Below are 24,765 nucleotides of genomic sequence, written 5' to 3' on the forward strand. Positions count from 1 at the left end.
ATGGATTTTTTGACTCTGGCGATTCTGGCCGCCATGGGCGGCTTTGGGCTCAACGCCTATGACCAGCGCCAGCGCATAGCGCTTTTGGGCAGCCACCTCAGCAACTACCAGGTAGAAAAACTGATGGAAGCCCTGACCCAGGGCTATCTGCGCGCACTGGGCGAAAAAGATGCCGAACGGCGCGACCAGATCTGGGGCCTGCTGGGCACAACCGAGGCCCAGCTGTGCAGCCAGTTCGAGCGCTTCGCCAACGAATTCGCCAAGGTGGATACCGAGCTGGCCCGCGTCAGCACCCTGCCCGCCGGCTTGCCCTACGCCAGCCGCTGGTGGCCGCAGGCCAGCTTCGACATGCGCGCCATGTTCAAGGTTCACGCCCAGGGCTTGGCCCGCGCAGTGGAAAACCGCGCCAACCGATCTCCGCGCGACAAGGCCTTCACCGTGTCGGCCGAGCTGTTCCTGATGCAGCACAGCTGCCACTGGTTCTGCAAATCGAAAAACGTGGCCTCGGCCCGCCTGCTGGTGCGCCACCAGACCTCATACGCCCAGGTGCTGGATGCCGTGGGCAGCGAAACCCGGGCGGCCTACGACAAGCTGGTCAACGGCTGAGTCTGCTACGCGCTACATAAAAAGTAGCTACCAGCGCAGATAGCTAATGCGCTAGAGCCCAATTTAACTTACAAGCACCTCCCAGGGCAGCGGCGGCTGAAAAGCCTCCACCAAGAAGTCCACCATCACCCGCACCTTGGCGCTCAGGTGCCGGCGTGTAGGGTAGACCGCCAACACATCGATGTCCGCCATGCGGTAGCCCGGCAGCACCGGCACCAGCCGACCGGCCTGCAGGTCCTGCCCAATCAAAAAGCTGGGTTGCCAGATCACACCCTGCCCGGCCAATGCAGCGGCGCGCGCGGTGTCGCCATTGTTGGTGTGCATGACGCAGGCCACGCGCACGCTGTGCGGCTGGTCTTGCGCATCCAGAAACTGCCATTCGTCGGCCGTAGCCGCGTAGGTGTAGCCTATGCAGCGGTGCGCGGCCAGGTCGGCAGGCACCAGTGGCATGCCATGCGCTGCCAGGTAGGCGGGTGAGGCGCAAACGATGTTGCGCGAGCCCGCCAAGCGGCGCGCGGCATGCGTGGCCGGGCCGGCGCGCGAGATGCGGATGGCCAGGTCGTAGCCCTCTTCCACAATGTCCACCACCCGATCGCTAAGTGCCACGTCCAGCTCTACATCCGGGTAGCGCTGCATGAAGCGCGGCCACAGTGGCGCCAGATGCAGCACGCTAAAGCTCAGCGGCGCGTTGATGCGCAGCCGCCCGCGCGGCTGCAGGCTGGTGGACGACGCCAGGGCCTCGGCCTCGGCAACTTCCTCCAGGATGGACTTGCTGCGCTCGTAGAGCGCCTCGCCGCTTTCGGTGAGCGACAACTTGCGCGGGTTGCGGTTCAGCAGGCGCGTACCCAGGTGCGCCTCCAGCTCGTTCACATAGCGGGTGACGTTGGCGGGTGAGGTGTCCAACGCATCCGCCGCGCGGGTAAAGCTGCCCCGGCCCACCACGGCCACAAACACTTCCAACGCACGCAGCCGGTCCATGGCGCCCTCTTTCATTCATAAAAGCTGAATGATTAAAACAGTTTTTGCCTGTTTATCCAAAAGAAGATGAACTCTACAGTCACCCCATCGGCTCCACAAAACCAGCCGATGGCCCTCAACCTAGCAACCCACCAAGGAAACCACCATGTCCACCTTCACCAACAAAACCGTACTCGTCACCGGCGGCAACAGCGGCATTGGCCTGGCCACCGCCCAGGCTTTCGCCGCGCAAGGCGCCCGCCTGGTCGTCACCGGCCGCGACCCCGCCACCCTGGCCCAAGCCCAGACCCTGTTGGGTGCGGACAGCATCGCCCTGCGTAACGAAACCGGTACGCCCGGAGCAGCCCAGGCGCTGGCCCAGGCCCTGATAGAGCAAGGTGTACGGCTGGATGCCATCTTCATCAACGCCGGCATAGCCAAGTTTGGCGCGCTGGAGGACATCACCGAAGCACTGTGGGACGACACCTTCAACGCCAATGTGAAAGGCGCCTACTTCACCATCCAAGCCCTGCTGCCGCTGCTGAACCCAGGTGCGGCGATTGTGCTGAACGGCTCCATCAACGCGCACATCGGCATGCCCCACTCCAGCGTGTACGCGGCCAGCAAGGCGGCGCTGATCTCGCTGGCCAAGACCTTGTCGGGCGAGTTGGTAGGACGCGGCATCCGCGTGAACGTGGTCAGCCCCGGTCCGATCAGCACACCGCTGTACAACCGCCTGGGCCTGCCCGACGCCCAGCTGAGCGCCATGGCCGCCAGCATCCAGGAACAGGTGCCGCTGAAGCGCTTCGGCACGCCCGAGGAGCTGGCCAGTGCGGTGCTCTACCTGGCATCGCCCCAGGCAGCCTTCATCGTCGGCACCGAGCTGATCGTGGACGGCGGCATGAGCCAGCTGTGAGCGTGGCGATTGCTACACTTTCAATAGCTGCTGGCGCAGGTACTATCTGCGCCAGAGCCCCAAAAGATTCAAGACTTTTCAGGGGCATGCACCACCAGCGACTCACCCGTCACATAGAACTGCCCGCCGGCCACATAGTGCAGGCTGCGCAGTTCGTCCGGCGCGCCGTCGAAATGCCAGCGGCCTTCGCTGAACACCCGCGGATCGGCCCAAGCGGCCACCACCTCGGCGATGAACAGGTCGTACTGGCTCTGGTTGTGCGGCTCGGGCAGCACCCGGCATTCCAGCCAGGCCACACAGCCGTGTACCAAGGGCGCTTCGATCTGGCTAGCGGCGAAGGTGCTGATACCCAGGCGGTCCAGCTTATCGGGCACATCCAGCGCACTCTCGGAACCCACGGCCAGCGTCTGCGCGGCGATGGCGCGGCAGGGCACGTTCAGCGCCAGCACGCCGCTGGCCTCGACCAGCTGGCGCGTCAGCGTGGCCTTGTCGATCACCACCGTGACCTTGGGTGGACTGAAGTCCAGCGGCATGGACCAAGCCGCCGCCATCACATTGCTGCGCCCGGCCGAGGCAGAAGACACCAGCACCGTGGGACCGTGGTTGAGCAGGCGATAGGCTTTTTCAAGCGGGACAGATTGGAAGTGTGCGGGTTGGGACATGGCTGCACTGTAATGTCTTGCAGGCACCCACTTGGTACCCCTGAGCAACTAGCCCGCAGGCCGTGCCGTCAAGATGGGCACCGCGTGAATGACCGGGGCCTTTGGCACCCGTTCGCAGCGTAAAAAAAAGAAAACCCCTGGGAGCACTAGGCTCGCAGGGGGTGTCTTGGCGGAAACGGAGTCGGTAGAAGTTGAGTCCGCTATTCGCCGTTGATGCGTTGATACCAAGTAAATTCAATGCGTTACGCGTTTTTTGTTTCCGTCATTCGCCTCTGCGGTCCGTCAGGTGGCAGCTGGTTTTGATAAGTGAATTGATTGTTGAGGGGTACCGACACTCTCGCATCACTCACAATTCCAATCATGGCAATCCACAAACTTAACGACATCAAGATCAGAGCGAAGATCCGCGAAATAGAAGACCTTTCTTACACCTCACCCAAAAGTGCCTTACTTGGCGACGGCCAAGGTTTGACCCTTGCAATCGCCAAAAACGGAACCGCAAGTTGGTTGTTTCGGTACATGGATCATGGCAAGGCCAAGTCGGTCGGCTTAGGGGCTTATCCTGGTACCTCGCTAAAAGTAGCCCGCGAAAAAGCCCAGTCGATGCGTGAAGCCCGCTCCAGTGGCATTGACCCTGCCGTTGCCAAACGCCAGGAAATCCGAGAACAGCAACTCCAACAAGCGAAAGCCAAGACATTCGAGACCTGTGCTACAGAATTCATCGAGTTCTCAAAGCCAGCCTGGAAGAATGCCAAACACGCACAGCAGTGGACCAACACACTGAAGCAGTACGCCTATCCCGTAATAGGCCAGCGTGCCATCGGCGAGGTAGACAGTGACCACGTCGTAGAAATCCTGATGCCGATCTGGCAAAGAAAGAACGAAACGGCAACACGGCTTCGCGGTCGCATTGAAGCAGTGCTTGATTGGGCCACGGTCAAGGGATGGCGAAAGGGAGACAACCCTGCTCGGTTTAAGGGTCACATGGAGTACTTGCTTCCCAAAGTCCGTGCGGGCACCAAGAGTCACCATGCTTCCCTACCCTATGAAGAACTGCCAAAGTTCCTGACGAAACTTAAGGCAGAGACCGGCATGGCACGCTACGCGCTTGAATTCTTGATCCTCTGTGCATCGCGGACTGGAGAGGTTGTCGGTGCCCAGTGGGAAGAGATTGACCTTGCCAAAGGCATCTGGACGATCCCCGGCGAACGAATGAAAGCGGGCAAAGAGCATCGGATACCCTTGGGTAAACGCACGCTGGAAATTCTGACCACCATCCGCCCGTTCTCCGGCAAGAAGTTCATCTTCATCACCGGCAAGAAGGACGTAGCCATGTCCACCATGGCGATGGCCATGCTCTTGCGCCGAATGGAAGTCACTGATGCAACTGTCCACGGCATGCGTTCGACATTCAGAACTTGGGCTGGCGAACGTTCAGGCTATCCCTTTGAGGTGTGCGAACACGCCCTGGCACACCGGCTTTCCGATGCTGTAGCCGCCGCGTACCTTCGCTCGGATTTTTTCGCCAAGCGGATCAACCTCATGGCCGATTGGGAGAGGTTCTGCCTGTCAGAGTGCTCTGCATAAACAGCGCCTCTGGCTGCAAGTGTGCTGAAAACCCAGCTGGATTTGACAAGCCGCGACAAATGGGTACAGAATCCGTGCGTGATGTGTCTTCAAGCGGCCATCGCTCCTCGTCACTGCATCCTCCGGCGAGGCGTCCAGGGTTTTGATTCAGGAAATCAAAACCTGATTTGGTTACTAAATCAAATCATGGTCTAGTTCAATGAACAAAGATCAATGCATGGCTTGATTCCACCGCAGTAGTGGACTTGACCGAACGACGCCAACTAACCCTTAACCGGGCTGGTTGGCGTTCGCATTTAATTCCTGAGCGTTCGCCTTCCAGCCCTCGAACCAACGAGAAATCTGGAAATGAAAATTCGCTCGAACACCCCAAAAAAAGTACCTACTCTCTGGACAAAATCACTTAGTCGCAGGCCCAGTGCATCCGCGCGGAAGACAAAAGCACGCGGACTCAAAAGGCCGCGCCCACCCGTCCACCTTGTCTATCACGCACCCACTGTTTGTACGGCCACCGTTTCAAGCACTTTGGCTGCGATGCCCAAGGGTAGTTTGGTGTTTGTCAATGCCGACTACGCCAAACATTTCAAACCTGCCCCCAAAGACGGCCACACCTATGTGGTGCAAGACCCCAATCGCTTGTGGGTTCACCACATGGTGCAGCCAGACGGTAAGCACGTCATCCTGGACAAGAAGCAGCCACTGACTTGCCCCGGCTTCTCCGGCAAAGTTGAAGTACGCACGAAGTATCTCAACGGTGCCCCCAAGAAAAAAGCGCCACGTCACTCCACGAAGCTGACCATTGGAGTGCCCGTCGAACGGGCATCGGACGATCCGCCAGTCATTCAACTGATTGACATTGAGCGCGTGATGTCCATCGTTGGGTTCGCCAAATCGTTTATCTACGCCCAACCAGACTTCCCAGAGCCGGTCAGATTAGGGTCGTCTCGCCGTGCCGCTGTGCGCTGGGTCGCCAGTGAAGTAGAGCTGTGGGTGCAAAAACTCATGGCCAAACGCAGCACCGCCGCCGCCACAAACGCCAACAGCGCCACAACCTCCATCTGAAAGCCCCATCATCATGACAACCTCGAACTTTCCCATTAGCCCAATTGACGCAACCGTCAACGCCTTGCGCCGTGAACTCGTTGCCTGTCCGCCGGAACATGCGTTCTTCCAACAAAGCGCCATCGACACCGCCGTAGGCAGCGTGGTCGCCTGCGGGGAACTGGCCGACGTGGACTGCACAGGCAACTTCATCCGCGCCCTGCGCAATGGCGGCGGCTTTGTCAGGAATGCCGTGATGTACCGTGTGAACGACGCGGGCCAACTTGAACAGGTGTTCATTCCCGGTGCGCGTCACCTCGGCCACTTCACCAAATACGGCAAATTCGCTCCGTGCATGATCGTCACCCTTGACGATGCCACGGCTGCTCTGATCCACACCAGCACGGGCGAAACCGTGCTTGCTGCGCTCTACCCCGACAACTTGGAAGCCGTGTGCGAAGAAATCCTACGGTATCGCCCTGGCACCGAAATCACCATTGCTGTGGACTACAAGCTGGGCGACCTGTCGCAAGACAGCCGCTTGGTTCGGCATGCGATGGTGATTGCAGGTCAGCACGGTATGAAGCTGGCGCTTTCCGGGGCTGCAAGCTCGTTTGTGGAGTTGCAGCGTGAAAGCGGTTCAGAGGCAATTGCAAAGCAAATCGAATTCGCCAAGACACCCGAGACGGATACTGACGAAGCGGATATTTCCGAATCACCCGGCGCATTGGCATTGCCCGCAGCTACCGCGCAAAACGGCAGCAGCCTGATGTTTGATCTGGTGGCAGCCGTGCGGCGTCATATGGTGTTACCGGAATCAGCTGCAACCCTGGCCGCATTGTGGATTGTCTTTACGCACCTCTACCAGCTCTTTGGAATTGCACCCAATCTGGCGGTCACATCACCCGAAAAACGCTGTGGCAAAACTAACTTGATGATCTTCCTGTCCCGGCTTTGCCGTGCCCCCTACGCAACCAGCAACATGTCGGAAGCCGCCATCTATCGCTGCATTGAACGGGAAAAGCCCACGTTGCTCATGGACGAAGCAGACACCTTCCTTGTCAACAACAAATCAATGAACGGCATTCTCAACTCTGGCTACAAACGCAAGATGGGCTTTGTCGAGCGGGTTGGCAAAAATGGTGTCGGTATCAAGATGACGACCTTCTGCCCAAAGGCCATTGCGATGATTGGCGAAATGCCGGAGACCTTGAAGGATCGCTCCATCCATATTCGGTTGGAACGCAAAAGCCCCGACGAAAAAGTCCTTCCTGTGCCCGAGCAAGGCCCTGACGAACTGTCCTTACTTTTCTCACGTCTGGTGCGCTGGGTAGCCGACAACAGCACCGCCGTGGCCCAATTCAAACCGGAAGCCTTGGGCTTGAACAGTGACCGTGCGGAAGACAACGCAAAGCCTCTGTTGGCCATCGCCGCAACCATGGGCGGCAACTGGCTCGAACGTGCGCAAGGGGCCTTTGAAGCACATGCCGAGGCAGAAGACAAAACGCTGAGTCATGGCGAATGGTTGTTAGCAGACACTGCCCGCGCCTTTGCACACCTTGGCAGTTCTCAGTTATTGACTGCTGACCTGCTGGACTTTCTGCACGCCCAAGAAGAAGCACCATGGCTCACCTTCAACCGTGGCCGCGCCATGAGCGCCCGCGACTTGGCTGGAATGTTCAAACAGTTTGGCATCAGCAGCATGCAGATGCGCCATGGCAGTGGGCAGGAAAAGGTGGGCAGGGGCTATAAGCGTGAACAGTTCACGCAAGTGTTCGCCCGGTATGTGAAAGCCAAGGTGGCACCGTAAACGGCGCTACATCCGCTACGACCGCTACACCCTTTTGCCGTCCATTCCGATGAGTGGACGGCTCACCCTCCCACATGTACTGACCATGAAAATACCCCATTCCCAAACAGAGGCACCCCAGCGCGTCACGCTGGACTATGTGTCGCGCCGCCCGCTCAAAACGCAAGCAAACCGCAAGACACGCATCCTCCGGTTGATTGTCCAGATTCATCGAGGCGATAGCATCAAGGCGACCGAATTGAAATCTGTTCTCGGAATATCAGCGTGGGCAGCGTTTCGGCTGCAAACGCAAACAGCGCCTTTGCGCATGCCGCCAACGTTGACAGGGGCGCTGCGGCCCTACCTTGAAGCCGTGCGGCGGGCAGATGCCAAGACAAATCGGGGTAGCAGCAAGCAACGCCAGCCCAACCGTACCCAGCAATTGAAACTGGGCTATGCAGCCAAACGCGGTGCAGAGGCCGAGTATGAACATGCCCTCGAATTGCTGGAACACATTGTCGAAGACTACCCTGGGCTGACTGCGTGGTTTGACCGGTCTGTAGTGTTTGGTCAAACCGGCGACCTGACACCTGATGCTGAAGGTGTGCCGCGCTTGCTGGGATCACGTTCGCAATATGCCATTCAGGCAGTTGGCAGCAAGGAACTGAAAACCGTAGCACTGGCCTGCCTCTATGACGCGCTCAAGACGTGTGGGCCATCAAAGTTAACGCGGCAAGCGAGTCCGTTCATCGCCGAAGCTCCCGATTGGGGCAGTACGGATATTGAACAGGGCATCGGTGCGGCAGAGCCGTTTGACCTCGATAACGAGCTGTTTCGCGGTCTTTTGTAGCGCCTGAAGCGGATGCAGCGGTATCTGGAGGTGTTCCACACCACGGCACCAGCCCCCTGCTGGCAGAAAGTTGCTTTTGCATGCAAAGGCGCCAAGGTCGAACGCAATGTTGACGCTATTCACCGCATACACCAATCACACCATTTATAGCAATCATGTTAGACAAAATTATCATCAACGGCCCTTGGGGGCCAGCTCAACCCCATCACCTCCAGCGTCTAGTGCAGGTTACATACAGTCGTTTTTTGCAAGCAAAAGCCAAGCAAACCACCACGTACATCAACAGCCCTCTCACTGGTGCACAGATGGAGGTGGTGTACCGCGTTAAGAACGTAGCAGGAACCAACATGGGGTATGTGCAGATCACCATCCCGGTGGCAACCGCGCTGATAGGGCATAACCGTTTTCATGCGGGACTGGAGGTAATTCGGCTTGAAGTCAAATGTCTGGAGCTACTGGTCAAGGTTCTGCTGGTCAGCATTGGCATGACCCCTGCTGAAATCAGGCACTACATGAAAATGGTGCGTCCCCAATTGCTGGAGTTGACTTGGCACAACCAGACAGCAAGCGTTGATGCCCGCAAAGCCTGCCAAAACCGTATCAACGATCTCATGCGAACAAAGCGGGGTTTAAGCTCTCGCCACGATGCAGTTATTGACGATGCAGAGATTAACGATTCCAAGTCCGGTGTCAGCTTGAAGGTCACGTTCAAGAATGGTGATGGCTACCGCAATTACAACAAGGCCGAGCAGATAAAGTCACGCCGCAAGAAGGCCCGCGCGGAGAACTTTATATCTGATGCCATGCGCCCAACACTAGCTGCCGTTACGCCCGTGCTGGAGGTTCAAGTACGCAATGAACTGCTAGCCTGTGACCAGACGTTGCGAGAAGCAGGCATTCAGCACCCCCGCGACATCAACGCCAAAACCGCTGGCGCTGCCATGGAGGCAATGTGGGACAGCATGGGTTTTGATGATTCCGACAGAGTTGCCGACCAGAGCCAGTTAAGCGACAGCGCCAAAGACACCTTGCGCCGGTTTCTTTCCGGCGAAAACGTAACCGAAACGCTGCCCACATACCGCATCAGCCGTGACCGCGTTGCCATCCTGAAGGCGAAGGGGCCGGAAATTGATGAACGGAAGAAGAAGCGGTTTCGCTTTAATCCTGCCAACTTGGGGTCGCAACTGCATTACAAGAATCGCTGGCGTTTGCCCGATGAACTCCGTGATTTTGTAGTATCTGAACGCACTGCCCCCGCCATCTTGGAAGAACTTGAGCAGGGTTTGGCGTTTGTGACTGACGGCGAGTTGCCCGAGATCGTCGACCCTGAGAAACGCGCTGCATGGAATCAGCGGTGGCAGCGGTTTGCCCGTGAAGAGTGGCTTGGGAAGCTGTCCACGCCAGAAGACACCTGGAAAGAAACCGCAGATTCCGAAGACTCTGATAGCGGTGATTCAGGTGGTAGTGCCGATCTGCTCCCTGATGCGGGCGGCGGTGAACAGCGTGACGACAGGGATAGCGATTCCTGATGGGTTAGACGACCTCATTCCCTTGGCGTGCATTCCCATGCCAGAGGGTCAAGGCTGAATAGGCGTTCAACGTCCTGAATAGTCAGGGTTTGCAGTTGCGGGGCTGTTCTGGCGCTGGTCACCAGAACCAACCGCCAATCTGCTTCGTGGCCAGCGCATTTACGTTCATTGCGGGTAAGGAAAAAGCGAGGACTGCTGCCATCAGTGCCCTTGACTTCGAGGTACAGAGTGGTGCTTGCCTTGACTGCCAGCAGGTCATAGCCAAGGTTTTGCGACTCACGGCTTTCAACTTTGTAGTCCTGCGCCTCGTAGTGGGCTGTCACGAACTTAATCGCTGCCTGCTCGATCTCTTTGCGGGTCTTAGAATCCGCGAAGCCACCACCTCGAACATCCACTGTTGTCTCGTCGGTGCGTTCGAGAAACAAGATTCCGGCGATTTCATCAACCGGGCGGTCGCCGCGATGATTCCGAATGGTCGCAGAGTCGGTTTTGTACTCACTGGCCCGGTAGTTGCCAATCAACTCCCAGGCGTTGGTGCCGCGCTTCATGTAAGTCGGCACGGTCAGTCCCGATTCGACAAACAGCTTGGCCCGCGCTTCGATCCTTGGGCCTTTGCCAACCACCACGACGTTCGGGGCATCGTGATTGAGGCTTGGGTTCAACGCCAGCCCTTTGACTTCGCCGCCCTTGGTGCGGATGTAGTCATCACCACCTGCCGTTCGGATTGCCAGTTCGGCGGTGGTTATCCATGAGTCAGGACGTGGGGTGGAGGGCTGGCGGCGTGTCTTCATGCTTGGATTGTGCCGCCATGGCGAACGCTGCCATCACCATTGTTAACCGTGTCGCTGGCTGCACCCGCGCAATTTGCTGATATTCATCGGCTACACAAGGAGAAACCCGCCATGAGCAACACCCGTCTGAACCGTTGGGGGCACTCGGTCGGCCTACGCCTGCCAAAGTCTGTGCTGGAGGCTGCTGGCCTTACCGAACGTAGCGCCGTATCCATCCGGCTCTTGGACAGTGGCGAGATCAGGCTGCGCCCGATAGGCAAAGTCGTTCCCGCTGAATCGAGTGATACGGATGCCGCAACTGCAAGGATTACTGCGGAGAACGAATCGGAGTGGGAGCAATGGTAAGTCTGCTGCTGGAGTTGACAGCACCATCTGAACGGCTGTGGATTGTTGGTCAGCCTGCCGCAGTTGTCGTGAGGGATGCAATGCACCTATTAATTAGGGCCTTGCTTCTGACCACTTGCACGATGTGCGGGTAGCCATTGGCGTAGCGGCGGTAGCACCTGTAGCGGCAAAATCCGATTCACAGTGTGCCGCCGGACTGGCCCTCAAAGCAACGACGGAATCCGCCGCTTCTCCACGGGCCGGATGTACCGCGCCAGCGTCGCATCTGACTTGTGCCCCGTCTGTTCCCGGATTTGGTACGGCTGCAAGCCCACAATCGCCGCCGTGGTGACGTATCCCGCTCTGAGGCTGTGGCCCGAGAATTCGGTGAATTCACGTCCCGCTGCTTTGGTGGCGCGTTTGATGATCTGTGCCACGGATTGCGTGGATAGCGGCTTGTCAGACACCGAGCCACCACCCTTGCGCACCGAGCGGAACAGCCAGCCCGACTCGATCCCTGCGAGTTGCAACCAATCCAGTAGGCTTCGCACCGGACAGCGTTCGGCATCGCTGGCCCGAGGCAAAAACACAGTGCGTCCCTTGCCAAGCTGGTCGGTTTTCGAGAACCTGAGTAGCACCATTGCCCCCGTGTCATCCACAGTCACGTCTTCCACATGCAGAGCCACCAGCTCGGAACGCCGGAAAGCCCCAGCAAAGCCCACCAGGAGCAAGGCCTTGTCGCGTGCTGCTTTCAGCGGCTTTCTTTTGTCCAGCGTCACCAGCATTTCCAGCAGAACGTCTTTGGTGACGGGCTTGACGGCACGTTGCCGGGTTCCCATAGTGCGTCGGATACCGTTCATGGTGGCCTTGACCAGTTCATTGCCTTTGATCGGTGACACCAGCCCCTGACTAACATGTGCGTTGTGGATGGCGATGCACCGCCGTTCCAGGGTGGCGACTTTGAGGGTGGCAGCGAACTTGGCCAGATAGTCAGCAACCACCGCACCTGTGGACGGAATGGAGCCGCCATGTTGCAGGTAGTGCTGCACGTCGTTGGCGTAGGCCCGCTTGGTGGCTTTTGACTGTGCAGCAGCGACAAAACCGTCAACCGTATTGATTTTTGGCTTCTCCGGCGTTTTGGCGCATTGGGTGGTGGTCGGTGCAGGCAGGGCTGCGCCTGCCGTGGTGTGTGGCTTTTTGCTGCTCATACTGATTTCGATAATGGTGCCGTATCACTGCAAATGAGCAGCGACAAAAAAGCCGTGCAACACGAATGCGGCACGGCTGGCGGTGGAGGTGAAAGTTGATGCAGATGACTTTTGTATGAAAGGCTCTGCGTCAGAAAGTGACCATTGGGGTCTTCTTGGACTGGGGTGGTGTGTAGTCGGCGGTGTAATGCCTGCATGCGTGCGCAAGGCTGAGCAGAGCGGCTGCGGCATCGGCACTCTCGGAGATATGCCAGCCAAGGGCTTCAATCGTGTAGCCTGAGATTTCACTACCCACTTCGGGCGAGGCGTGGGCTAGGATCGTGCCCACGGCGGACAGCCCCAAGTTGATGGTGTTCATTACTGTTTCGGCCTTGTCAGCCAGCTCAAGCAGCAAATCTGCGTCAGCAGCTTCGTAGTCGATGCGGTTATCTTGAGTGATTGGCAGCAGGGGCAGTTGTAGCAACAGTTCCCGCATTGGCCGCGTGGACGATTGTTCCGTTGCCATGGTCAGTAATCCTGCGGCCTGAGGATGGTCGTGACCGATCTATCCCATTCCGTGATGATCCAGAGCTTGACGGGCTGGTTGGCGCTGCCAATATTGAATGCGCTCAAGACGCGTGCATCGCCAAGGGCAGCCTGCCAGTTGTTATCACGGTCTTCCTTGCACAGTTCTTGCCAGTCCCCAGTTTGATGACGGTTCAGAAGTCTTGGTACAGATGCACCATGTTTTTGAATCAGTGCCAACGCCGCAGGGGTGGCAACGACATTGCCCAGCGAAAATAAGGCAGGTGGCTCGTCGCAAATCTGGTTGGGGCGAAGGTGCTCAAACGTGGTGCCTGGCATTGGGGGTAGAGGTTCGGTCTTCATGGCTGATTTCCTTATTGAGGTTCAGCCGCATGAGCGCGAGGCCAGAAACGACAAAGGGCTGCGACGTATGCCGCAGCCCTTTAGTTTTGGTGTGTCGAGTTTGCCCGCAGCTCATACGGCGCGGCTCGCCGCCGTCATGGCAAGCGGTGCCGTGTCAGCACTGTATTTATCTGTCGTAATGGCTGTCCAGCTTGATGAAACTTTGCGCAGGGCGCAAGGTCTGGCTCAACAACGAAGCAATGTTACACAGAAATCCCTTTTTGGGATTGAATTTCCCATTTTGGGAACTTTGTGCTAGACTACATCCATGATCTTGATTGGCCGCGACCACATCACCCTACACGGTAGGCAGTTTCCCGCTGCCAAAACGGCGCTTTCCATGTGGCAAGCGATCAGCCAGAAGGCTACATGGAGCGATCAAGATGCGGTGGCATCTTGTTTCCCTTCTGTGAAGTTTTTGACACCTAAGCTGGCTCGATTCTTCCCTACGGGAATCAACTGCGTAATAACAACCCAAATCGCGTTTAACACTGGAATTTTAATTGTGCTCGCAGTAAACGAATTTGAAGCAACCCAGTTCCAGAGGCAATAGCATGGAACTCCGCATTATCCGAGATGAGCTTCAATATGCCGCACTCCTTGAGCAGGCAAAAGAACTAGCTCTGTCCGACCCTATGCCGGGCAGCCGTGATGCTGAGCGACTGGCCGTTATTTCCGTATTGCTTGAAAAATTTGAAGAGGCTCGATTCAAATTTGAAGCCCCTGATCCTATCGAGGCAATTGTTTATCGTCTTGCCGAGCTGGGAATGAAACAAAAAGACTTTGCCAAGATGGTTGGTAGTCCCAGTCGCGCTTCTGAGGTTTTGGCCCGTAAGCGTGGATTAACTATCGAGATGATAAGGACAATCCATGAGCAATTAAGGATTCCTGCAGAGATTCTGATCGGGCATCCAAAACAGGATAGCTTTGATAGCACAGATGTTGATTGGAAGAAGTTCCCCATCAAAGAAATGCAAAAGCGGGGTTGGTTCGACGTTGACTTGGCAGAGGGTAAAAGCGGAGAGCAGCTTATCCGTTCATTTTTTGCACGTACCTCGGCCCAAAGTGCGCCAGTCCTATTGCGCAAGACACTTACTGGCATCAGTAAGGAAGAAAATCAGTATGCAATCTACGCTTGGGTTGCTCGTGTTTTGATTCGGGCACGCGATCTGAAAAAGCCAGAAGTGCGGTATGTGCCAGGCTCAATTACAGATGAGTTTTTGAAGCAGCTTGCTAAGTTGAGTCGTTCCGTTGACGGGCCGAAAATTGCAGCCGAGTTCTTGGCTATGAAAGGCGTGATACTTGTAATCGAACCCCACTTGCCAAAAACCAAGCTTGATGGTGCGGCCATGTTGGATCAAGACGGGACACCTGTAATTGGCTTGACTCTGCGCTACAGCAGAGTGGACTATTTCTGGTTCACACTCATGCATGAATTGATTCATGTTCAGCGCCATTTGAATCGTCAAAGTTTAGCTTTTGTGGATGAAGATGATCTTGATAGTGAAGATGAGCGGGAGGCTGAGGCAAATTTTCTTGCGGCGGAGGCATTTATTCCTCGCCATGTTTGGCAAGCGAGCGAAGCACTCAAAACAAAAAGAAGCGAAGCTGTCGTGAAGTTAGCCGATTCGCTGATGATTCATCCTTCAATCGTCGCAGGGAGAATTCAACGGGAAACCAATAACTACAAGATTTTGAAAGAGTTTGGTGCGGGACAAAATATTAAAGACGTTTTCAATATTTCACCTGTGGAAGATGAAGAATGATTGATCCTATCTACACCCCTATACTGAAATCCAAACAAGGCGAAGCAAAAGCACTGATGCGCCTTGATCGGCAAACCAAATTAAGGATTATTCCGTTTTTTGATGTGCTTGCATTGAAATCTGGCCTATCGAACGGCAACGATGTTCATACTTTTCTTGAGAAACAGGCCATCAATATCGCTGCAGCTTGGAATGGACGTGGGCATTGTTATGTAGACCTGTACGATGTAGATCCTTCCGCACGCGGCTTCGACGGCGTGCATCCCGTCAACATCGTGCACGACAAGATTGCCTTTGATCGCATTGATGCCATACCTGTCGTAGGTATTGAGCGGGATCTTGCATATAAGCTCGCTGTTCGGCGGGTCGTGGGATCTGGCGTCGATGCAGTTGCAATTCGACTTGGTAGCGAAGACATCCAGTTGCCAAGTATGCTGTTGGAGCGTGTCACGCGGTTGGTTTCTGAGATCGGCGCATCTGATCTGCCTCTGCATATATTCATGGACTTCAGGTCTATTGAGCACACAGATTCAGATATCGTTCAAATGCGGTTCACGCGTGCACTTGCAGAAGTTCGGAAACTCAATCCATCTAGAATTGTTTTTGCTGCGTCTGCTTTCGTGAGCGATATGGGGAAAGTCAAAAAAGGGGTTCTGAAATCAGTTGCACGGCGAGACTTCTTGTTGTGGGAGCTGCTGGCAAAGATCCATCCTGATATTGACTATGCGGACTATGGTGTTATCCATCCAGGGTACTTTGACTTCGATCCAAAGACGATTAAACCCGCGGCGAAAATCCGCTACACCGCCGACAAAGAGTGGCTGATTGTTAAAGGAACCCGATGGGTCAGTGATACCGCCCAGCATCGAGGCTTGTCAGCTGTACTCTGCAAGAGCCAACAGTTCCGAGGCCGAGATTGCTGGGGAGGTGACAACATTGTCTCTGCCGCACAAGGCGGCCATGCTTTCAAACGGCTTGAAGACTGGGTGACGATTGACCAAAATAACCACATCACTCACACGGTAAGGCAGTTGTCAAGGATTACCGTTGAACCCAAGATTGTTGCCTGATCTATCCTAGGCCCTAACGTATCCCGCTTGTTGCGCTATCAGGACTCCCTGCGGAGTCAGCCTTGAGCAGAGTGTGCGGCTTTAATTACGCAACACCACTGTCCAAGTGCGGCCTTTTTTGCCCGTAGCACAGCCCAACTTTTGTCCGCTGTTGGCGAACCTGTTGATGTCGTCCTGATCGGCTCACGCGACTTGGCATCCTGATACCCGCCAAGGACGTATCATCGAACTTTTTGGGTCTGCCATGAAGATCGCTGAGACAGTGGTACTGCTGCAACGTGGGGAATTTGCCGAGTCAGCCGAGTGGCAAGCAATCCGCGACACCATCCACGAAGCCATTAAGCAAGCGGAATGGCCTGTAGGTTCTGGCTCGTTCACCATCCACCCTGAGAGCGGTAAGAAGTCGGGCGAGGGCAACGGGGTCGTTCCAATCAAGCTCAAGCCTATGCAGGTACTCAAGGCAGACGGCTGGGCGCTCGAATACCCCTGGGACGTAGCTACGAAGGCCACACCAGCCGGGAAGAAGGGCAAAGGCACCAAGCCCGGAGATATTGACGCTGCAAAGCAGTTCCCGGAAGGCCTTGTGGTTGTCGAGTGGGAAACGGGCAACATTAGTTCATCGCACCGCGCCATCAACAAAATGGCTTTAGGCTTGGTGGCGAAGAAATGCGTTGCGGGCGTGCTGGTCGTGCCGAATATGAAGCTGGCGCAGTACCTGACAGACCGCATCGGCAACATCGAGGAAATCCGCCCTTATGCCCCATTGTGGGAGAACCTAAACATTGTGGAGGGTGTCTTGGAGCTTGTGGTTATTGAGCAGGACGCAGACAGCACAGCCGTTCCCAAGATACCCAAAGGCAAGGACGGACGCGCCGCCGAAGGTATGCTATCCGCCCTGACGAAGGGCCTTTAACCCTCGACGTGGTCGGTGTTGCTATGGTGAGCTATGTCGTCGTCCAGCAGTCGTTCTTTGATCTGCTGGGCGAAGTCGAGTTCGATGCCGATCCAGTAGCGGTCTTTCTTCTCGCATACCGCAAACGTTGTTCCTGATCCGCCAAATGGGTCAAGCACGGTTTCGCCTTCTACAGTGCTCAATTCAACCACGCGGTCGAGTAGCTTGGTTGAAAGCGCGTTTGCCGGACGATCCTTCGACTTGAATTTCCAGTGCCGCACTGGCGGAATATCCGTCCAAACGTCCTTGAGATTCACGCCCAATGGATTCATGGCGTGCCGATGACCGCCGTAATCCTTAATTTCACCGCCACAGTGCCTGCATACCTCTATGGGCGTACGAATCTTCCTAAAGGTCTTTGGCTTGCCCTTGCTGAAATACAGCAAAGAATAGTGACTAGGATAAAGCCGTCCCGCAATGGGCATCGTGGAATTCACTGCAACCGTTATGTCGTGGCGAAACGTTAGCCCCTTCTCCATTAGGTACGCACCCAAGACGATATTCCAGCGCGGCAGGTTGTAAAGGAACAGGGAGCCACCCGGTCTCAGTACCCGGATGCATTCATCTAACCACGCTTTGCACCACGCGACATATTGCTGTTCGGATAGATTGTCCTTCGACTTCGCCCCATATTTCTTGTCGAGGTTAAACGGCGGGTCAGCAAACACAGTGTCGATTGAATCAGACAGCACCTGTGGCAGGACTGCCAAGCAGTCACCGTCAAACAGTGCACCGTGAGAGGACACAAAGAACGGTTTGGCTTCTTTTGCAAGGAGCCTGGACGGCTGGAATGGTGCGAGGGGCGCGACTGGTTCCGGCTGCACGTCTGTCGTGCCCTTGGCTGTCCGCTTCTTCCGCGTCGGTGTTGGTGCCTGTTCTGTTGTGAACAGGTCTAGTACTTCAGTCATTGCAAGTTCACTCATAGATTGTCTAGTGTTTAGGCATCGGGGCCGCTGCGCGTTTGTGGCTCCCGTTCACTGCGGAAGATCCAGCGCATTTTCTCCATGTTACAAGACCCGCCATTGCTGCATCTTGAGCGGGCCTAAACATTGCCAGCTGGCTGACGTTTCTGGCCTGCCGCCAGCCTTCACCCTCCGTTTACGGCTGTCAGCTTAGGGCGCCCAACCACAATGTTCCAGTCATCGAGCCCGTGGAACTTGGCCCTGTCAAAGCTGAAGGCGATGCCTCTGATTTCGCCCGCAGCGTCGGCGTAGAACCGAATGTGGCCTCGACCGACACCTTTGTAGTTCGGGCTCGCCACGCTGCCGCGCTGCTTGCCCTTGGCTTCGTTCTCATCACGCAACGCGGCATCGCTCACGAACCGGGTGTCGTCACGGCTTTTGGCTTCCTGCGAGGTGTCGATGATGGTGACTTCGTACTGATCTAGGCCATCCACCAGAGGCTTGCGGGGCTTATTCAGCCTCACGGGCGGTGAATCAATGAACAATATGTGCCCTGGCAAGGTGTGGGTGACCTTCTCCGTATAGAGCCACGCTGCCACGTCGCCAGGCTTGATGTCCGTCACTTTCGTAATGCGTGTGAACGCCTCTTCTTTTTCGATGCTGGGGTGCCAGTCAAAGATGCTGAATCGGGTCTTGAACTTCTTGGTCTTCAGCTGCTCAAGCACCCCCGAGTTGGTACGGCGGAACATGTCTTCCACGAAGCCACCACAGTCCGTTGCCACCACGTACTCGGAAGCGAACAGATCACCCGGCATGCGGGTGTAAATGCGGGTGTTGGAGTAGCTGTTGTTCTCCTGCTTGGTGTTGGCAACGAAGTCGCGAGCAAGCTGAAGGTGCTTAGGGATGCCCGATTCTTGTGCAGCCGTACCAAACGACGCTACGCAGAGTGCCGATACCAGCAGTGACTTTGGGAGGAGTTGCGAGAGCATGTTCGTTCCTTCTTATTGGTTGCGCACAGCCGCGATCAACTCCGACGCGATGGCTCGGAGGTTGTTGCGTGTCACGTCGGTGGACTTGCCGTCGATCTTGGCCGACACAGGCACCATCAACTTGACGTTGGGATCTCCACCTGGGGCTCTGTCGGCCTGCGTGAAGATCTGAACCGTGCGTTGAGGACTCTTGACCTCGAAGCCCTCCTTGCTGAGCACGCCTGGCGAGAGGTAGCGCACCTGTGCGCCGTTACGTTGGGCGGCGCAGACGATGCTTGCAAACAGTTCGGGTGAATTCCACTCCATCAAGATGAAGTTGGCCTTCCATGAGGATGGGAAACCAGCCTTTACCAACTGATCTTCGCAGGCTTGCGCATTGAGCTGTTCCTGCATCCTTTCGATGCTGGATACGGCCTTGGTGTAGTAACTGTCATTCAGCGGAAGACTCATCGATTTGATCTGGGCTGCTACACGTTCACGGGCTGCGACCAGTTCTCGGACCTTGGCCTCAGAAGCTGGTTGTTTGGCCGCAGCACCTACCTGATTGGTGAACGCGTCGATGGCGTCATACGAGGCATTGATGCCCGCAGCCTGCCGCTCAAGCAATGCTACGGTGCTCGGGTCTGTCATGCCCACTTGCTGGCACATGCGTGCAAAGGCCGCAGCCTGCCTATAGCTCTCGACTTTGGCGAAGCCAATGCCTTGCTTGAGGGTACTGCAGGTCCGAAGCTCACCACGGTTGCCGTCTGTGTAGAAGATATTGATCTCTTGGGGGTTGCCGCTACCGTTGAGGGTGACTTGGCTGAGCTTCTGATCGGCGACTTTGGCCTCACGACCCTGCTTGCGCATGGCCTCGTCACGGACCGAGAACAAGTCAGTTGATGCGCTGGCCGCCATGGCATTTACGCTTTGGCGCATAGGAGCCTTCATGGCTTCCTCGCTCCAGTTGGCTTTTGCGTTGATGCACGCGATTGCTTGCCGCTGCCATTCGCGCACAGAGTCCGCGGTCCAGTCGCGTGCTTTAACTCCGAATACGGGCTTCTCTGGGTCCGACAGCTTCCACTTCAGCTCATCCGCAAAGCGGTCATTGCAATCCACGCGAATGGCACCTTGCGCCATCGCCTGGCCGCTGGCGCAGAGCAACAACAGGCTGCTTGCGACAGCAACGCGGACAGATTTGTATCGCCCCTTGATTTTTGAGTTCATCGCTCCTCCTTGAATAACACTATCCGGTTGATTGAATTGACAAGTTTGCCAGAAGCAAACTGATAGTTTGTGGATTGATCGAGTGTCTTTGGCAAAACTTCCCGCCATGGAACGGGTCGTCGTCAATAAGCCTCAACCGCTCGAAGCACGCTTCGCGCAGGAGCGCGACCGTGTGCAGGCGGCGTTCGGTAAAAGGGTGCGCGAGTTCCGAACGGAACAGCAGTTGACGCTTGAGATGCTGGCCGAAAAGGCTGATTTGCATGAGAACTACGTCGGTGCTGTGGAGCGCGGCGAGCGCAACCTGAGTCTGTACAACGTCTGGCGTTTGGCTGGCGGGCTGGGCCTGTCAGTGGCTGAGTTGGTGCAGGACTTACCGGCTCGCAAGGCAAAACGCACCGCCGCTTCGTAGGACTGTCAATCGGTTTCGCGCTGCACTGCCTGCGCGATTTCCTCTATCAAGCCATCGGGCACATCCTTGACCTGCACCGGGTAGCGCAATGCGAGCAGCCTTTGCCGGAGCGTTGGCGTTTGCCAGAATCGCGCTGCCAATACCCTGAACAGCGTTTCACGGTAAAACTTCTCTGGCTCATGGTGACTTTGCAGTACCTTGCGCAAAGGCCACGGCCAATCGCTAATCTTGGCTGAGCGCCAGCAGCTTTCGTCCAGAATAAACGGGTGCTGATAGGCCGGGTGGAGCCATCCAAATGCGTCCGCCGGGCTGGTGACTGCGATGCTGTCAATGGCGTGCTGTTGCCCTGCAGGTGCAAATTCAATGCAGCCGTCGAGGTCTGGTCTCCATGTCAGGCAGTACGAACCGCCAAGAAACTGCATCCGTAATGAACATGCAGCCTGAGTTTGTTGCTCCACTGCGGTCAGCAACACCACATGGGCGGCGGGGGATGTAACGGGGTCAGCGGTCTTCATCCATTCTTTGGGTGCAATCGCTCTTCGGTGCTGGCATGACGGAAACATCAGGTCGGCATCACCCCGTGGTGTCAGCGTGAGCCGATAGCCCAAAGACACCATTCCATCCGTACCGGGAACTGCGACGGTGGTTCCTGACTGGTTGCGCATGTACCGCAATGGGGAGGTGCAAACCATCGCCGTCTGATCGAAGTGCAGAACAATTGTCCCGGCAAGCAAGCTGTACCCAGCAACCCCGGCGATGCCACTCGGCCACGGGTCAATCAACTCAATCTTCCTTAACGGTTGGAGCAGGAGTTGTTCAAAAAACATTGCCCAGCTCCGGTATCCGATGGCGGTGGTTAGCCCTCATGACTTATTTACCTGCTGCTTTCTGCATCTGGGTCACGCCAATAAACCAACTTGGAGTCAATCCGGTCAGGTCTGTGTTGGCAGCGGGCTTGCCAGCTGCCGAATCCACACAATAGGCTTGGACGGTCTTGCCATCTGTTGAGCGCATGCGGTGGAACACCACACAGCGACCGACCTCCCAGTCAGCGTCATAGTCCACCATTGCAATCGCCACGTCGGTCAGATCCTTGAAATCCTTCGATTCCTTCCAAACAGTTGCAACGAGTCCATGCGCGGCCAAAAGTTTGGCAATCAGGTCGCCGTCGATGTAGGGGTAGTACGGCCCAGTTTTGGGTACGCCCAACGTTTCTGCTTGCTTGCGGATATCGTCCAGCGTCTTGCCGTTGCCCGCCAAGCTAGCGATAGCACAGTACACATCTGCATGCCGGTCTTCGCCCGCTGAGACGCGCTTGAAGTGGGGTTGGAAGTTAGAGGGGACGAGTGTTGTAGCCATGGGTTGATTCCTTAAAAGGTTGAAATCAACGCGCAGGGCAAAGCCAGCCCGAGTGCCGATGGGCTCAGAGATTACGAATCAAGGGAATTGGGCTTTGCGGCAGTGGGCCGGTATTTGCCCTACGCGCTGGTCCGCGGCAAGCACACATCAGAGCGATGTTGTTGCCGTGACACATTCAGTGTATGCGCCTACAAACAGCCCTCAGCCAACTAAAAAACTTTGGCAGACAACCGCCATCTTGCCACGCTGTCGAGTAGGCACACCAATCAAAGTTGCAGCCCACAAAGACAAAAGCCGCAGCGATGTTACTCACTGCGGCTTTTGATAGTAGCTTTGATAAATCGAGAATGCTAAAATCCAAAAATCTCTTAGCAATCAATAACTTACCAAACATTTTTGGCGGAAACGGAGGGATTCGAACCCTCGATGAGGCTCTACACCCCATACTCCCTTAGCAGGGGAGCACCTTCGGCCACTCGGTCACGTTTCCAATCCAGCTATTATGGCATGGTTTTGGACCGTTTTTACGCCGAAGGCTGGTCCAGTTCGAAGGCTTTGTGCAGTGCGCGCACTGCCAGCTCCATATACTTCTCGTCCAGGACCACCGAGGTCTTGATCTCGCTGGTGGAAATCATCTGGATGTTGATGCCCTCTTCCGCCAGGCAGCGGAACATCTTGCTGGCTACACCGACATGGCTGCGCATGCCGATACCGACGATGCTGACCTTGCAGATCTTGGCGTCGCCAATGATCTCGGTCGCACCCAGCGTGGGCAGCACTTTTTCTTTGAGCAGATCCACCGTCTTGGCGAAATCATTGCGGTGCACGGTGAAGCTGAAGTCGGTTTTGCCGTCTTTGCTGACGTTCTGGATGATCACGTCCACTTCGATATTGGCATCGGCCACCGCGCCCAGGATTTGGTAGGCAATACCGGGGGTGTCGGGCACGCCCAGCACGGAAATTTTGGCTTCGTCGCGGTTGAACGCGATGCCAGAGACAATGGCTTGCTCCATATTTTCGTCTTCTTCAAAAGTGATCAGAGTGCCGGATTTGGCTTCGATATCAATAGCGATGTCCCATGGGGTGAAGCTGGACAAGACGCGCAGTGGCACCTTGTATTTGCCGGCAAACTCGACCGAGCGAATCTGCAGCACCTTGGAGCCCATGGAGGCCATTTCCAACATTTCTTCAAACCCGATGGTGTGCATGCGGCGCGCTTCGGGCACTACGCGCGGGTCGGTGGTGTAGATGCCATCCACGTCGGTATAGATCAGGCACTCAGCCGCCTTCATGGCCGCCGCCACGGCCACGGCCGAGGTGTCGCTGCCGCCACGGCCCAGGGTGGTAATGTTGCCGGCTTCGTCCACGCCCTGAAAGCCGGTCACGATGACGATCTTGCCCTCCGCAAGATCGGCGCGGACTTTCTGGTCATCAATCGATTCGATGCGGGCCTTGGTGTGGGCGCTGTTGGTCAGAATCGGGACTTGCCAGCCCGCGTAGCTGACCGACTCCCTGCCTTCGGCCTGCAGCGCAATCGCCAACAATGCGACCGACACCTGCTCGCCGGTGGAGGCCAACATGTCCAGCTCGCGCTGGTAAGCGTAACCGGGTTTGCTGGGTGCCAGTTCTTTGGCCAGACCCAGCAGGCGGTTGGTTTCGCCACTCATGGCACTGGGAACCACCACCATCTGGTGGCCGGCGCGCGCCCATTTGGCGACGCGTTTGGCAACCAACCGGATGCGCTCGGTCGAGCCCATCGACGTGCCGCCGTATTTGTGAACTATCAATGCCATGGAATGTGTAAGGCGCTAGAAAAAGAAGTGCCAAAAGAAATGCCATATGGCACGGGTCAGGATGGGTCAGGAGGTAGCGCCGAGCGCTCGCCGGCTACCGCGCCCACAGCCTTGGAAGTGTACCAATCCAGCACCGAACCACGACGCAAGGTAAAGCCCGCGCCGATCTTGATGTGGATTTTCTGCCCCCGTGTCACGCAGGCAGCCACCTGGCGCAACAGCTCCTGCAACTGGGCGGTACTTGGCGTGGTGTGGTGCGTGACGGCCAGCCAGTGGCGCAAAACATTCGCCTGGCGGGCTACCGACAAAGCTTGCAGGCGCTTGATCACAGGCGGACTACCGACAGCAGCGAAGTCCTGCTCCGCCACCTCGGTCAGCAGGGATTGCGCTTGGGCCGCATGGGCGGCGCTGCGTGCGAAAGTCTCGCGGAACTGCGGAAAAGCAGCATCCAGCACAGGCAGCACACGGGCGCGGATGCGGTTGCGGGTGTAGCGCTCATCCGCATTGGTCGGGTCCGTCACATAGGCCACGCCGCGCTGTGCCAGCCAGGCTCGGATATGGTCGGCACGCACGCCCAACAATGGGCGCTGGTAGCAAATGCCATCACGCACCCAACGTGCAGGCATGGAGGCCAAGCCGGGCAGGCCCGCGCCCCGGCTCAAGGCCAATAGCAGGGTCTCAGCCTGGTCGTCTGCATGCTGCGCCAATACTATGGTTTTGATAGCTGGTTGCGCATATTCCGCCTGCGCAAAATGGCTAAAAGCCTTGTAACGTGCACGGCGTGCCGCGTCTTCGGGGCTGTCGCCCTGGGCTGGCCGCGCATCGACATGCAGCACATGCAATGGGACGTTCAAGCTGTCGCAAAAAGCCTGGCAGTGCCGCGCAAAATCATCTGCCGCCGCCTGCAGGCCGTGGTGGATGTGCACAGCCTTCACCTGGCCAGGCCAACGCTCAGCGCAAGCCAACAACAAGGCCGTGGAATCCGCACCTCCGCTGAAGGCCACCGCGAGCGGCAGCTGGGGCGCAAAGGCCTGTAGGGCCTGGTCCAGCGTCTGGCTCATACAAGCCTAGGAGCCTGTCGGGCTTGGGGTGTCGAAAGCGAAAATCGGCCCCGGCGAGGACAGTTTTTGCCGGATTTGCAGGCCCATAGCTT

The 24,765-nt window shown here is 56.6% G+C and carries 27 protein-coding genes and 1 tRNA gene; 14 read left to right on the forward strand and 14 right to left on the reverse strand.

Annotated features, from left to right (window positions below; translation table 11 throughout):
• Positions 1-606 (forward strand): hypothetical protein, encoded by a 606-nt coding sequence (locus AC4BBN_RS18510; RefSeq protein WP_490593473.1) that lies wholly within the window; start codon positions 1-3, stop codon positions 604-606.
• A 63-nt stretch (positions 607-669) separates the two neighbouring features.
• Here AC4BBN_RS18510 and AC4BBN_RS18515 read toward each other — a convergent pair whose 3' ends face one another.
• Positions 670-1,584 (reverse strand): LysR family transcriptional regulator, encoded by a 915-nt coding sequence (locus tag AC4BBN_RS18515; RefSeq protein WP_490593474.1) that lies wholly within the window; start codon positions 1,582-1,584, stop codon positions 670-672.
• A 145-nt stretch (positions 1,585-1,729) separates the two neighbouring features.
• On the opposite strand from AC4BBN_RS18515, the gene AC4BBN_RS18520 reads away from it, so the two are divergent.
• Positions 1,730-2,479, forward strand: a complete 750-nt coding sequence (locus AC4BBN_RS18520) for an SDR family oxidoreductase (protein WP_490593475.1) — start codon at positions 1,730-1,732, stop codon at positions 2,477-2,479.
• A gap of 68 nt (positions 2,480-2,547) precedes the next feature.
• Here AC4BBN_RS18520 and AC4BBN_RS18525 read toward each other — a convergent pair whose 3' ends face one another.
• Positions 2,548-3,141 carry a flavin reductase family protein gene (locus AC4BBN_RS18525; protein ID WP_490593476.1) on the reverse strand — a complete coding sequence of 198 codons (594 nt, stop codon included), beginning with the start codon at positions 3,139-3,141 and terminating at the stop codon, positions 2,548-2,550.
• Between the two features lie 360 nt (positions 3,142-3,501).
• On the opposite strand from AC4BBN_RS18525, the gene AC4BBN_RS18530 reads away from it, so the two are divergent.
• From AC4BBN_RS18530 to AC4BBN_RS18550, 5 genes are all read left to right on the forward strand, one after another.
• The gene (locus tag AC4BBN_RS18530) at positions 3,502-4,728 is read left to right on the forward strand and encodes a tyrosine-type recombinase/integrase (RefSeq protein ID WP_490593477.1); all 1,227 of its coding nucleotides are present in this window, start codon (positions 3,502-3,504) and stop codon (positions 4,726-4,728) included.
• Positions 4,729-5,076: 348 nt separating this feature from the next.
• Positions 5,077-5,790, forward strand: a complete 714-nt coding sequence (locus tag AC4BBN_RS18535; RefSeq protein WP_490593478.1) for a helix-turn-helix transcriptional regulator — start codon at positions 5,077-5,079, stop codon at positions 5,788-5,790.
• 13 nt (positions 5,791-5,803) lie between these two features.
• On the forward strand, positions 5,804-7,579 hold the full coding sequence (locus AC4BBN_RS18540; RefSeq protein WP_490593479.1) for a DUF3631 domain-containing protein: 1,776 nt from the start codon (positions 5,804-5,806) through the stop codon (positions 7,577-7,579).
• A gap of 85 nt (positions 7,580-7,664) precedes the next feature.
• On the forward strand, positions 7,665-8,408 hold the full coding sequence (locus tag AC4BBN_RS18545) for a hypothetical protein (RefSeq protein ID WP_490593480.1): 744 nt from the start codon (positions 7,665-7,667) through the stop codon (positions 8,406-8,408).
• A 155-nt stretch (positions 8,409-8,563) separates the two neighbouring features.
• Positions 8,564-9,937, forward strand: a complete 1,374-nt coding sequence (locus AC4BBN_RS18550) for a hypothetical protein (RefSeq protein WP_490593481.1) — start codon at positions 8,564-8,566, stop codon at positions 9,935-9,937.
• A gap of 14 nt (positions 9,938-9,951) precedes the next feature.
• Here the strand turns inward: AC4BBN_RS18550 and AC4BBN_RS18555 are convergent, their stop codons facing one another.
• A complete protein-coding gene (locus AC4BBN_RS18555; RefSeq protein WP_490593482.1) occupies positions 9,952-10,728 on the reverse strand; it encodes a protein NO VEIN domain-containing protein in 777 nt (258 codons plus the stop codon).
• Positions 10,729-10,839: 111 nt separating this feature from the next.
• On the opposite strand from AC4BBN_RS18555, the gene AC4BBN_RS18560 reads away from it, so the two are divergent.
• A complete protein-coding gene (locus AC4BBN_RS18560) occupies positions 10,840-11,073 on the forward strand; it encodes an AbrB/MazE/SpoVT family DNA-binding domain-containing protein (protein ID WP_490593483.1) in 234 nt (77 codons plus the stop codon).
• A gap of 203 nt (positions 11,074-11,276) precedes the next feature.
• Here AC4BBN_RS18560 and AC4BBN_RS18565 read toward each other — a convergent pair whose 3' ends face one another.
• From AC4BBN_RS18565 to AC4BBN_RS18575, 3 genes are all read right to left on the reverse strand, one after another.
• Positions 11,277-12,260, reverse strand: coding sequence for a site-specific integrase (locus AC4BBN_RS18565; protein WP_490593484.1), 984 nt, complete (start codon positions 12,258-12,260; stop codon positions 11,277-11,279).
• A 130-nt stretch (positions 12,261-12,390) separates the two neighbouring features.
• The gene (locus AC4BBN_RS18570) at positions 12,391-12,765 is read right to left on the reverse strand and encodes a hypothetical protein (protein WP_490593485.1); all 375 of its coding nucleotides are present in this window, start codon (positions 12,763-12,765) and stop codon (positions 12,391-12,393) included.
• A 2-nt stretch (positions 12,766-12,767) separates the two neighbouring features.
• On the reverse strand, positions 12,768-13,127 hold the full coding sequence (locus AC4BBN_RS18575) for a hypothetical protein (protein ID WP_490593486.1): 360 nt from the start codon (positions 13,125-13,127) through the stop codon (positions 12,768-12,770).
• On the opposite strand from AC4BBN_RS18575, the gene AC4BBN_RS18580 reads away from it, so the two are divergent.
• The 5 genes from AC4BBN_RS18580 to AC4BBN_RS18600 all read left to right on the forward strand — a co-directional run bounded on the left by AC4BBN_RS18580 (position 13,126) and on the right by AC4BBN_RS18600 (position 16,915).
• Positions 13,126-13,425 carry a hypothetical protein gene (locus tag AC4BBN_RS18580; RefSeq protein WP_490593487.1) on the forward strand — a complete coding sequence of 100 codons (300 nt, stop codon included), beginning with the start codon at positions 13,126-13,128 and terminating at the stop codon, positions 13,423-13,425. The two genes, AC4BBN_RS18575 and AC4BBN_RS18580, sit on opposite strands and share 2 nt — an antisense overlap.
• A 9-nt stretch (positions 13,426-13,434) precedes the next feature.
• A complete protein-coding gene (locus AC4BBN_RS18585; protein WP_490593488.1) occupies positions 13,435-13,719 on the forward strand; it encodes a type II toxin-antitoxin system HigB family toxin in 285 nt (94 codons plus the stop codon).
• Between the two features lies 1 nt (position 13,720).
• On the forward strand, positions 13,721-14,932 hold the full coding sequence (locus tag AC4BBN_RS18590; RefSeq protein WP_490593489.1) for an ImmA/IrrE family metallo-endopeptidase: 1,212 nt from the start codon (positions 13,721-13,723) through the stop codon (positions 14,930-14,932).
• Positions 14,929-16,002: a beta family protein gene (locus AC4BBN_RS18595; RefSeq protein WP_490593490.1), complete on the forward strand. Its 1,074-nt coding sequence runs from the start codon at positions 14,929-14,931 to the stop codon at positions 16,000-16,002. The genes AC4BBN_RS18590 and AC4BBN_RS18595 overlap by 4 nt, the downstream gene beginning before the upstream one ends.
• A gap of 244 nt (positions 16,003-16,246) precedes the next feature.
• On the forward strand, positions 16,247-16,915 hold the full coding sequence (locus AC4BBN_RS18600; RefSeq protein WP_490593491.1) for a hypothetical protein: 669 nt from the start codon (positions 16,247-16,249) through the stop codon (positions 16,913-16,915).
• Here the strand turns inward: AC4BBN_RS18600 and AC4BBN_RS18605 are convergent.
• The 3 genes from AC4BBN_RS18605 to AC4BBN_RS18615 form a co-directional block, all read right to left on the reverse strand.
• Positions 16,912-17,877, reverse strand: a complete 966-nt coding sequence (locus AC4BBN_RS18605; protein WP_490593492.1) for a DNA-methyltransferase — start codon at positions 17,875-17,877, stop codon at positions 16,912-16,914. The genes AC4BBN_RS18600 and AC4BBN_RS18605 overlap by 4 nt on opposite strands.
• A gap of 164 nt (positions 17,878-18,041) precedes the next feature.
• On the reverse strand, positions 18,042-18,845 hold the full coding sequence (locus AC4BBN_RS18610; protein WP_490593493.1) for a hypothetical protein: 804 nt from the start codon (positions 18,843-18,845) through the stop codon (positions 18,042-18,044).
• 12 nt (positions 18,846-18,857) lie between these two features.
• Positions 18,858-20,051 carry a hypothetical protein gene (locus AC4BBN_RS18615; RefSeq protein WP_490593494.1) on the reverse strand — a complete coding sequence of 398 codons (1,194 nt, stop codon included), beginning with the start codon at positions 20,049-20,051 and terminating at the stop codon, positions 18,858-18,860.
• 106 nt (positions 20,052-20,157) lie between these two features.
• Between AC4BBN_RS18615 and AC4BBN_RS18620 the strand changes: the two genes are divergently transcribed.
• On the forward strand, positions 20,158-20,460 hold the full coding sequence (locus AC4BBN_RS18620; protein WP_490593495.1) for a helix-turn-helix domain-containing protein: 303 nt from the start codon (positions 20,158-20,160) through the stop codon (positions 20,458-20,460).
• Positions 20,461-20,465: 5 nt separating this feature from the next.
• On the opposite strand, the gene AC4BBN_RS18625 is transcribed toward AC4BBN_RS18620, so the two are convergent.
• The 5 genes from AC4BBN_RS18625 to tilS form a co-directional block, all read right to left on the reverse strand.
• A complete protein-coding gene (locus AC4BBN_RS18625) occupies positions 20,466-21,287 on the reverse strand; it encodes a hypothetical protein (RefSeq protein ID WP_490593496.1) in 822 nt (273 codons plus the stop codon).
• Positions 21,288-21,330: 43 nt separating this feature from the next.
• Positions 21,331-21,819, reverse strand: a complete 489-nt coding sequence (locus tag AC4BBN_RS18630) for a hypothetical protein (RefSeq protein WP_490593497.1) — start codon at positions 21,817-21,819, stop codon at positions 21,331-21,333.
• A gap of 397 nt (positions 21,820-22,216) precedes the next feature.
• Positions 22,217-22,309: transfer RNA gene (locus AC4BBN_RS18635), tRNA-Ser, on the reverse strand.
• Positions 22,310-22,343: 34 nt separating this feature from the next.
• The gene (locus AC4BBN_RS18640; RefSeq protein WP_490593498.1) at positions 22,344-23,612 is read right to left on the reverse strand and encodes an aspartate kinase; all 1,269 of its coding nucleotides are present in this window, start codon (positions 23,610-23,612) and stop codon (positions 22,344-22,346) included.
• Positions 23,613-23,668: 56 nt separating this feature from the next.
• Entirely contained in the window at positions 23,669-24,673 is a 1,005-nt protein-coding gene (gene tilS / locus AC4BBN_RS18645; RefSeq protein ID WP_490593499.1) for a tRNA lysidine(34) synthetase TilS, read from the reverse strand.
• Between the last annotated feature and the right edge of the window lie 92 nt (positions 24,674-24,765).

The organism is Rhodoferax sp. SPJ21, from assembly GCF_058216335.1.

What these genes read in the sequence shown, in the direction of transcription:
- AC4BBN_RS18560 (WP_490593483.1), top strand. Translation starts at nt 10,840, where the DNA reads ATGAGCAACACCCGTCTGAACCGTTGGGGGCACTCGGTCGGCCTACGC.
- AC4BBN_RS18595 (WP_490593490.1), top strand. Translation starts at nt 14,929, where the DNA reads ATGATTGATCCTATCTACACCCCTATACTGAAATCCAAACAAGGCGAA.
- AC4BBN_RS18640 (WP_490593498.1), bottom strand. Translation starts at nt 23,612, where the DNA reads ATGGCATTGATAGTTCACAAATACGGCGGCACGTCGATGGGCTCGACC.
- tilS (WP_490593499.1), bottom strand. Translation starts at nt 24,673, where the DNA reads ATGAGCCAGACGCTGGACCAGGCCCTACAGGCCTTTGCGCCCCAGCTG.
- AC4BBN_RS18630 (WP_490593497.1), bottom strand. Translation starts at nt 21,819, where the DNA reads ATGGCTACAACACTCGTCCCCTCTAACTTCCAACCCCACTTCAAGCGC.
- AC4BBN_RS18580 (WP_490593487.1), top strand. Translation starts at nt 13,126, where the DNA reads ATGGCTGATTTCCTTATTGAGGTTCAGCCGCATGAGCGCGAGGCCAGA.
- AC4BBN_RS18540 (WP_490593479.1), top strand. Translation starts at nt 5,804, where the DNA reads ATGACAACCTCGAACTTTCCCATTAGCCCAATTGACGCAACCGTCAAC.
- AC4BBN_RS18620 (WP_490593495.1), top strand. Translation starts at nt 20,158, where the DNA reads ATGGAACGGGTCGTCGTCAATAAGCCTCAACCGCTCGAAGCACGCTTC.
- AC4BBN_RS18565 (WP_490593484.1), bottom strand. Translation starts at nt 12,260, where the DNA reads ATGAGCAGCAAAAAGCCACACACCACGGCAGGCGCAGCCCTGCCTGCA.
- AC4BBN_RS18525 (WP_490593476.1), bottom strand. Translation starts at nt 3,141, where the DNA reads ATGTCCCAACCCGCACACTTCCAATCTGTCCCGCTTGAAAAAGCCTAT.
- AC4BBN_RS18590 (WP_490593489.1), top strand. Translation starts at nt 13,721, where the DNA reads ATGGAACTCCGCATTATCCGAGATGAGCTTCAATATGCCGCACTCCTT.
- AC4BBN_RS18610 (WP_490593493.1), bottom strand. Translation starts at nt 18,845, where the DNA reads ATGCTCTCGCAACTCCTCCCAAAGTCACTGCTGGTATCGGCACTCTGC.
- AC4BBN_RS18550 (WP_490593481.1), top strand. Translation starts at nt 8,564, where the DNA reads ATGTTAGACAAAATTATCATCAACGGCCCTTGGGGGCCAGCTCAACCC.
- AC4BBN_RS18600 (WP_490593491.1), top strand. Translation starts at nt 16,247, where the DNA reads ATGAAGATCGCTGAGACAGTGGTACTGCTGCAACGTGGGGAATTTGCC.
- AC4BBN_RS18585 (WP_490593488.1), top strand. Translation starts at nt 13,435, where the DNA reads ATGATCTTGATTGGCCGCGACCACATCACCCTACACGGTAGGCAGTTT.
- AC4BBN_RS18575 (WP_490593486.1), bottom strand. Translation starts at nt 13,127, where the DNA reads ATGAAGACCGAACCTCTACCCCCAATGCCAGGCACCACGTTTGAGCAC.
- AC4BBN_RS18555 (WP_490593482.1), bottom strand. Translation starts at nt 10,728, where the DNA reads ATGAAGACACGCCGCCAGCCCTCCACCCCACGTCCTGACTCATGGATA.
- AC4BBN_RS18545 (WP_490593480.1), top strand. Translation starts at nt 7,665, where the DNA reads ATGAAAATACCCCATTCCCAAACAGAGGCACCCCAGCGCGTCACGCTG.
- AC4BBN_RS18510 (WP_490593473.1), top strand. Translation starts at nt 1, where the DNA reads ATGGATTTTTTGACTCTGGCGATTCTGGCCGCCATGGGCGGCTTTGGG.
- AC4BBN_RS18535 (WP_490593478.1), top strand. Translation starts at nt 5,077, where the DNA reads ATGAAAATTCGCTCGAACACCCCAAAAAAAGTACCTACTCTCTGGACA.
- AC4BBN_RS18520 (WP_490593475.1), top strand. Translation starts at nt 1,730, where the DNA reads ATGTCCACCTTCACCAACAAAACCGTACTCGTCACCGGCGGCAACAGC.
- AC4BBN_RS18530 (WP_490593477.1), top strand. Translation starts at nt 3,502, where the DNA reads ATGGCAATCCACAAACTTAACGACATCAAGATCAGAGCGAAGATCCGC.
- AC4BBN_RS18570 (WP_490593485.1), bottom strand. Translation starts at nt 12,765, where the DNA reads ATGGCAACGGAACAATCGTCCACGCGGCCAATGCGGGAACTGTTGCTA.
- AC4BBN_RS18615 (WP_490593494.1), bottom strand. Translation starts at nt 20,051, where the DNA reads ATGAACTCAAAAATCAAGGGGCGATACAAATCTGTCCGCGTTGCTGTC.
- AC4BBN_RS18605 (WP_490593492.1), bottom strand. Translation starts at nt 17,877, where the DNA reads ATGAGTGAACTTGCAATGACTGAAGTACTAGACCTGTTCACAACAGAA.
- AC4BBN_RS18515 (WP_490593474.1), bottom strand. Translation starts at nt 1,584, where the DNA reads ATGGACCGGCTGCGTGCGTTGGAAGTGTTTGTGGCCGTGGTGGGCCGG.
- AC4BBN_RS18625 (WP_490593496.1), bottom strand. Translation starts at nt 21,287, where the DNA reads ATGTTTTTTGAACAACTCCTGCTCCAACCGTTAAGGAAGATTGAGTTG.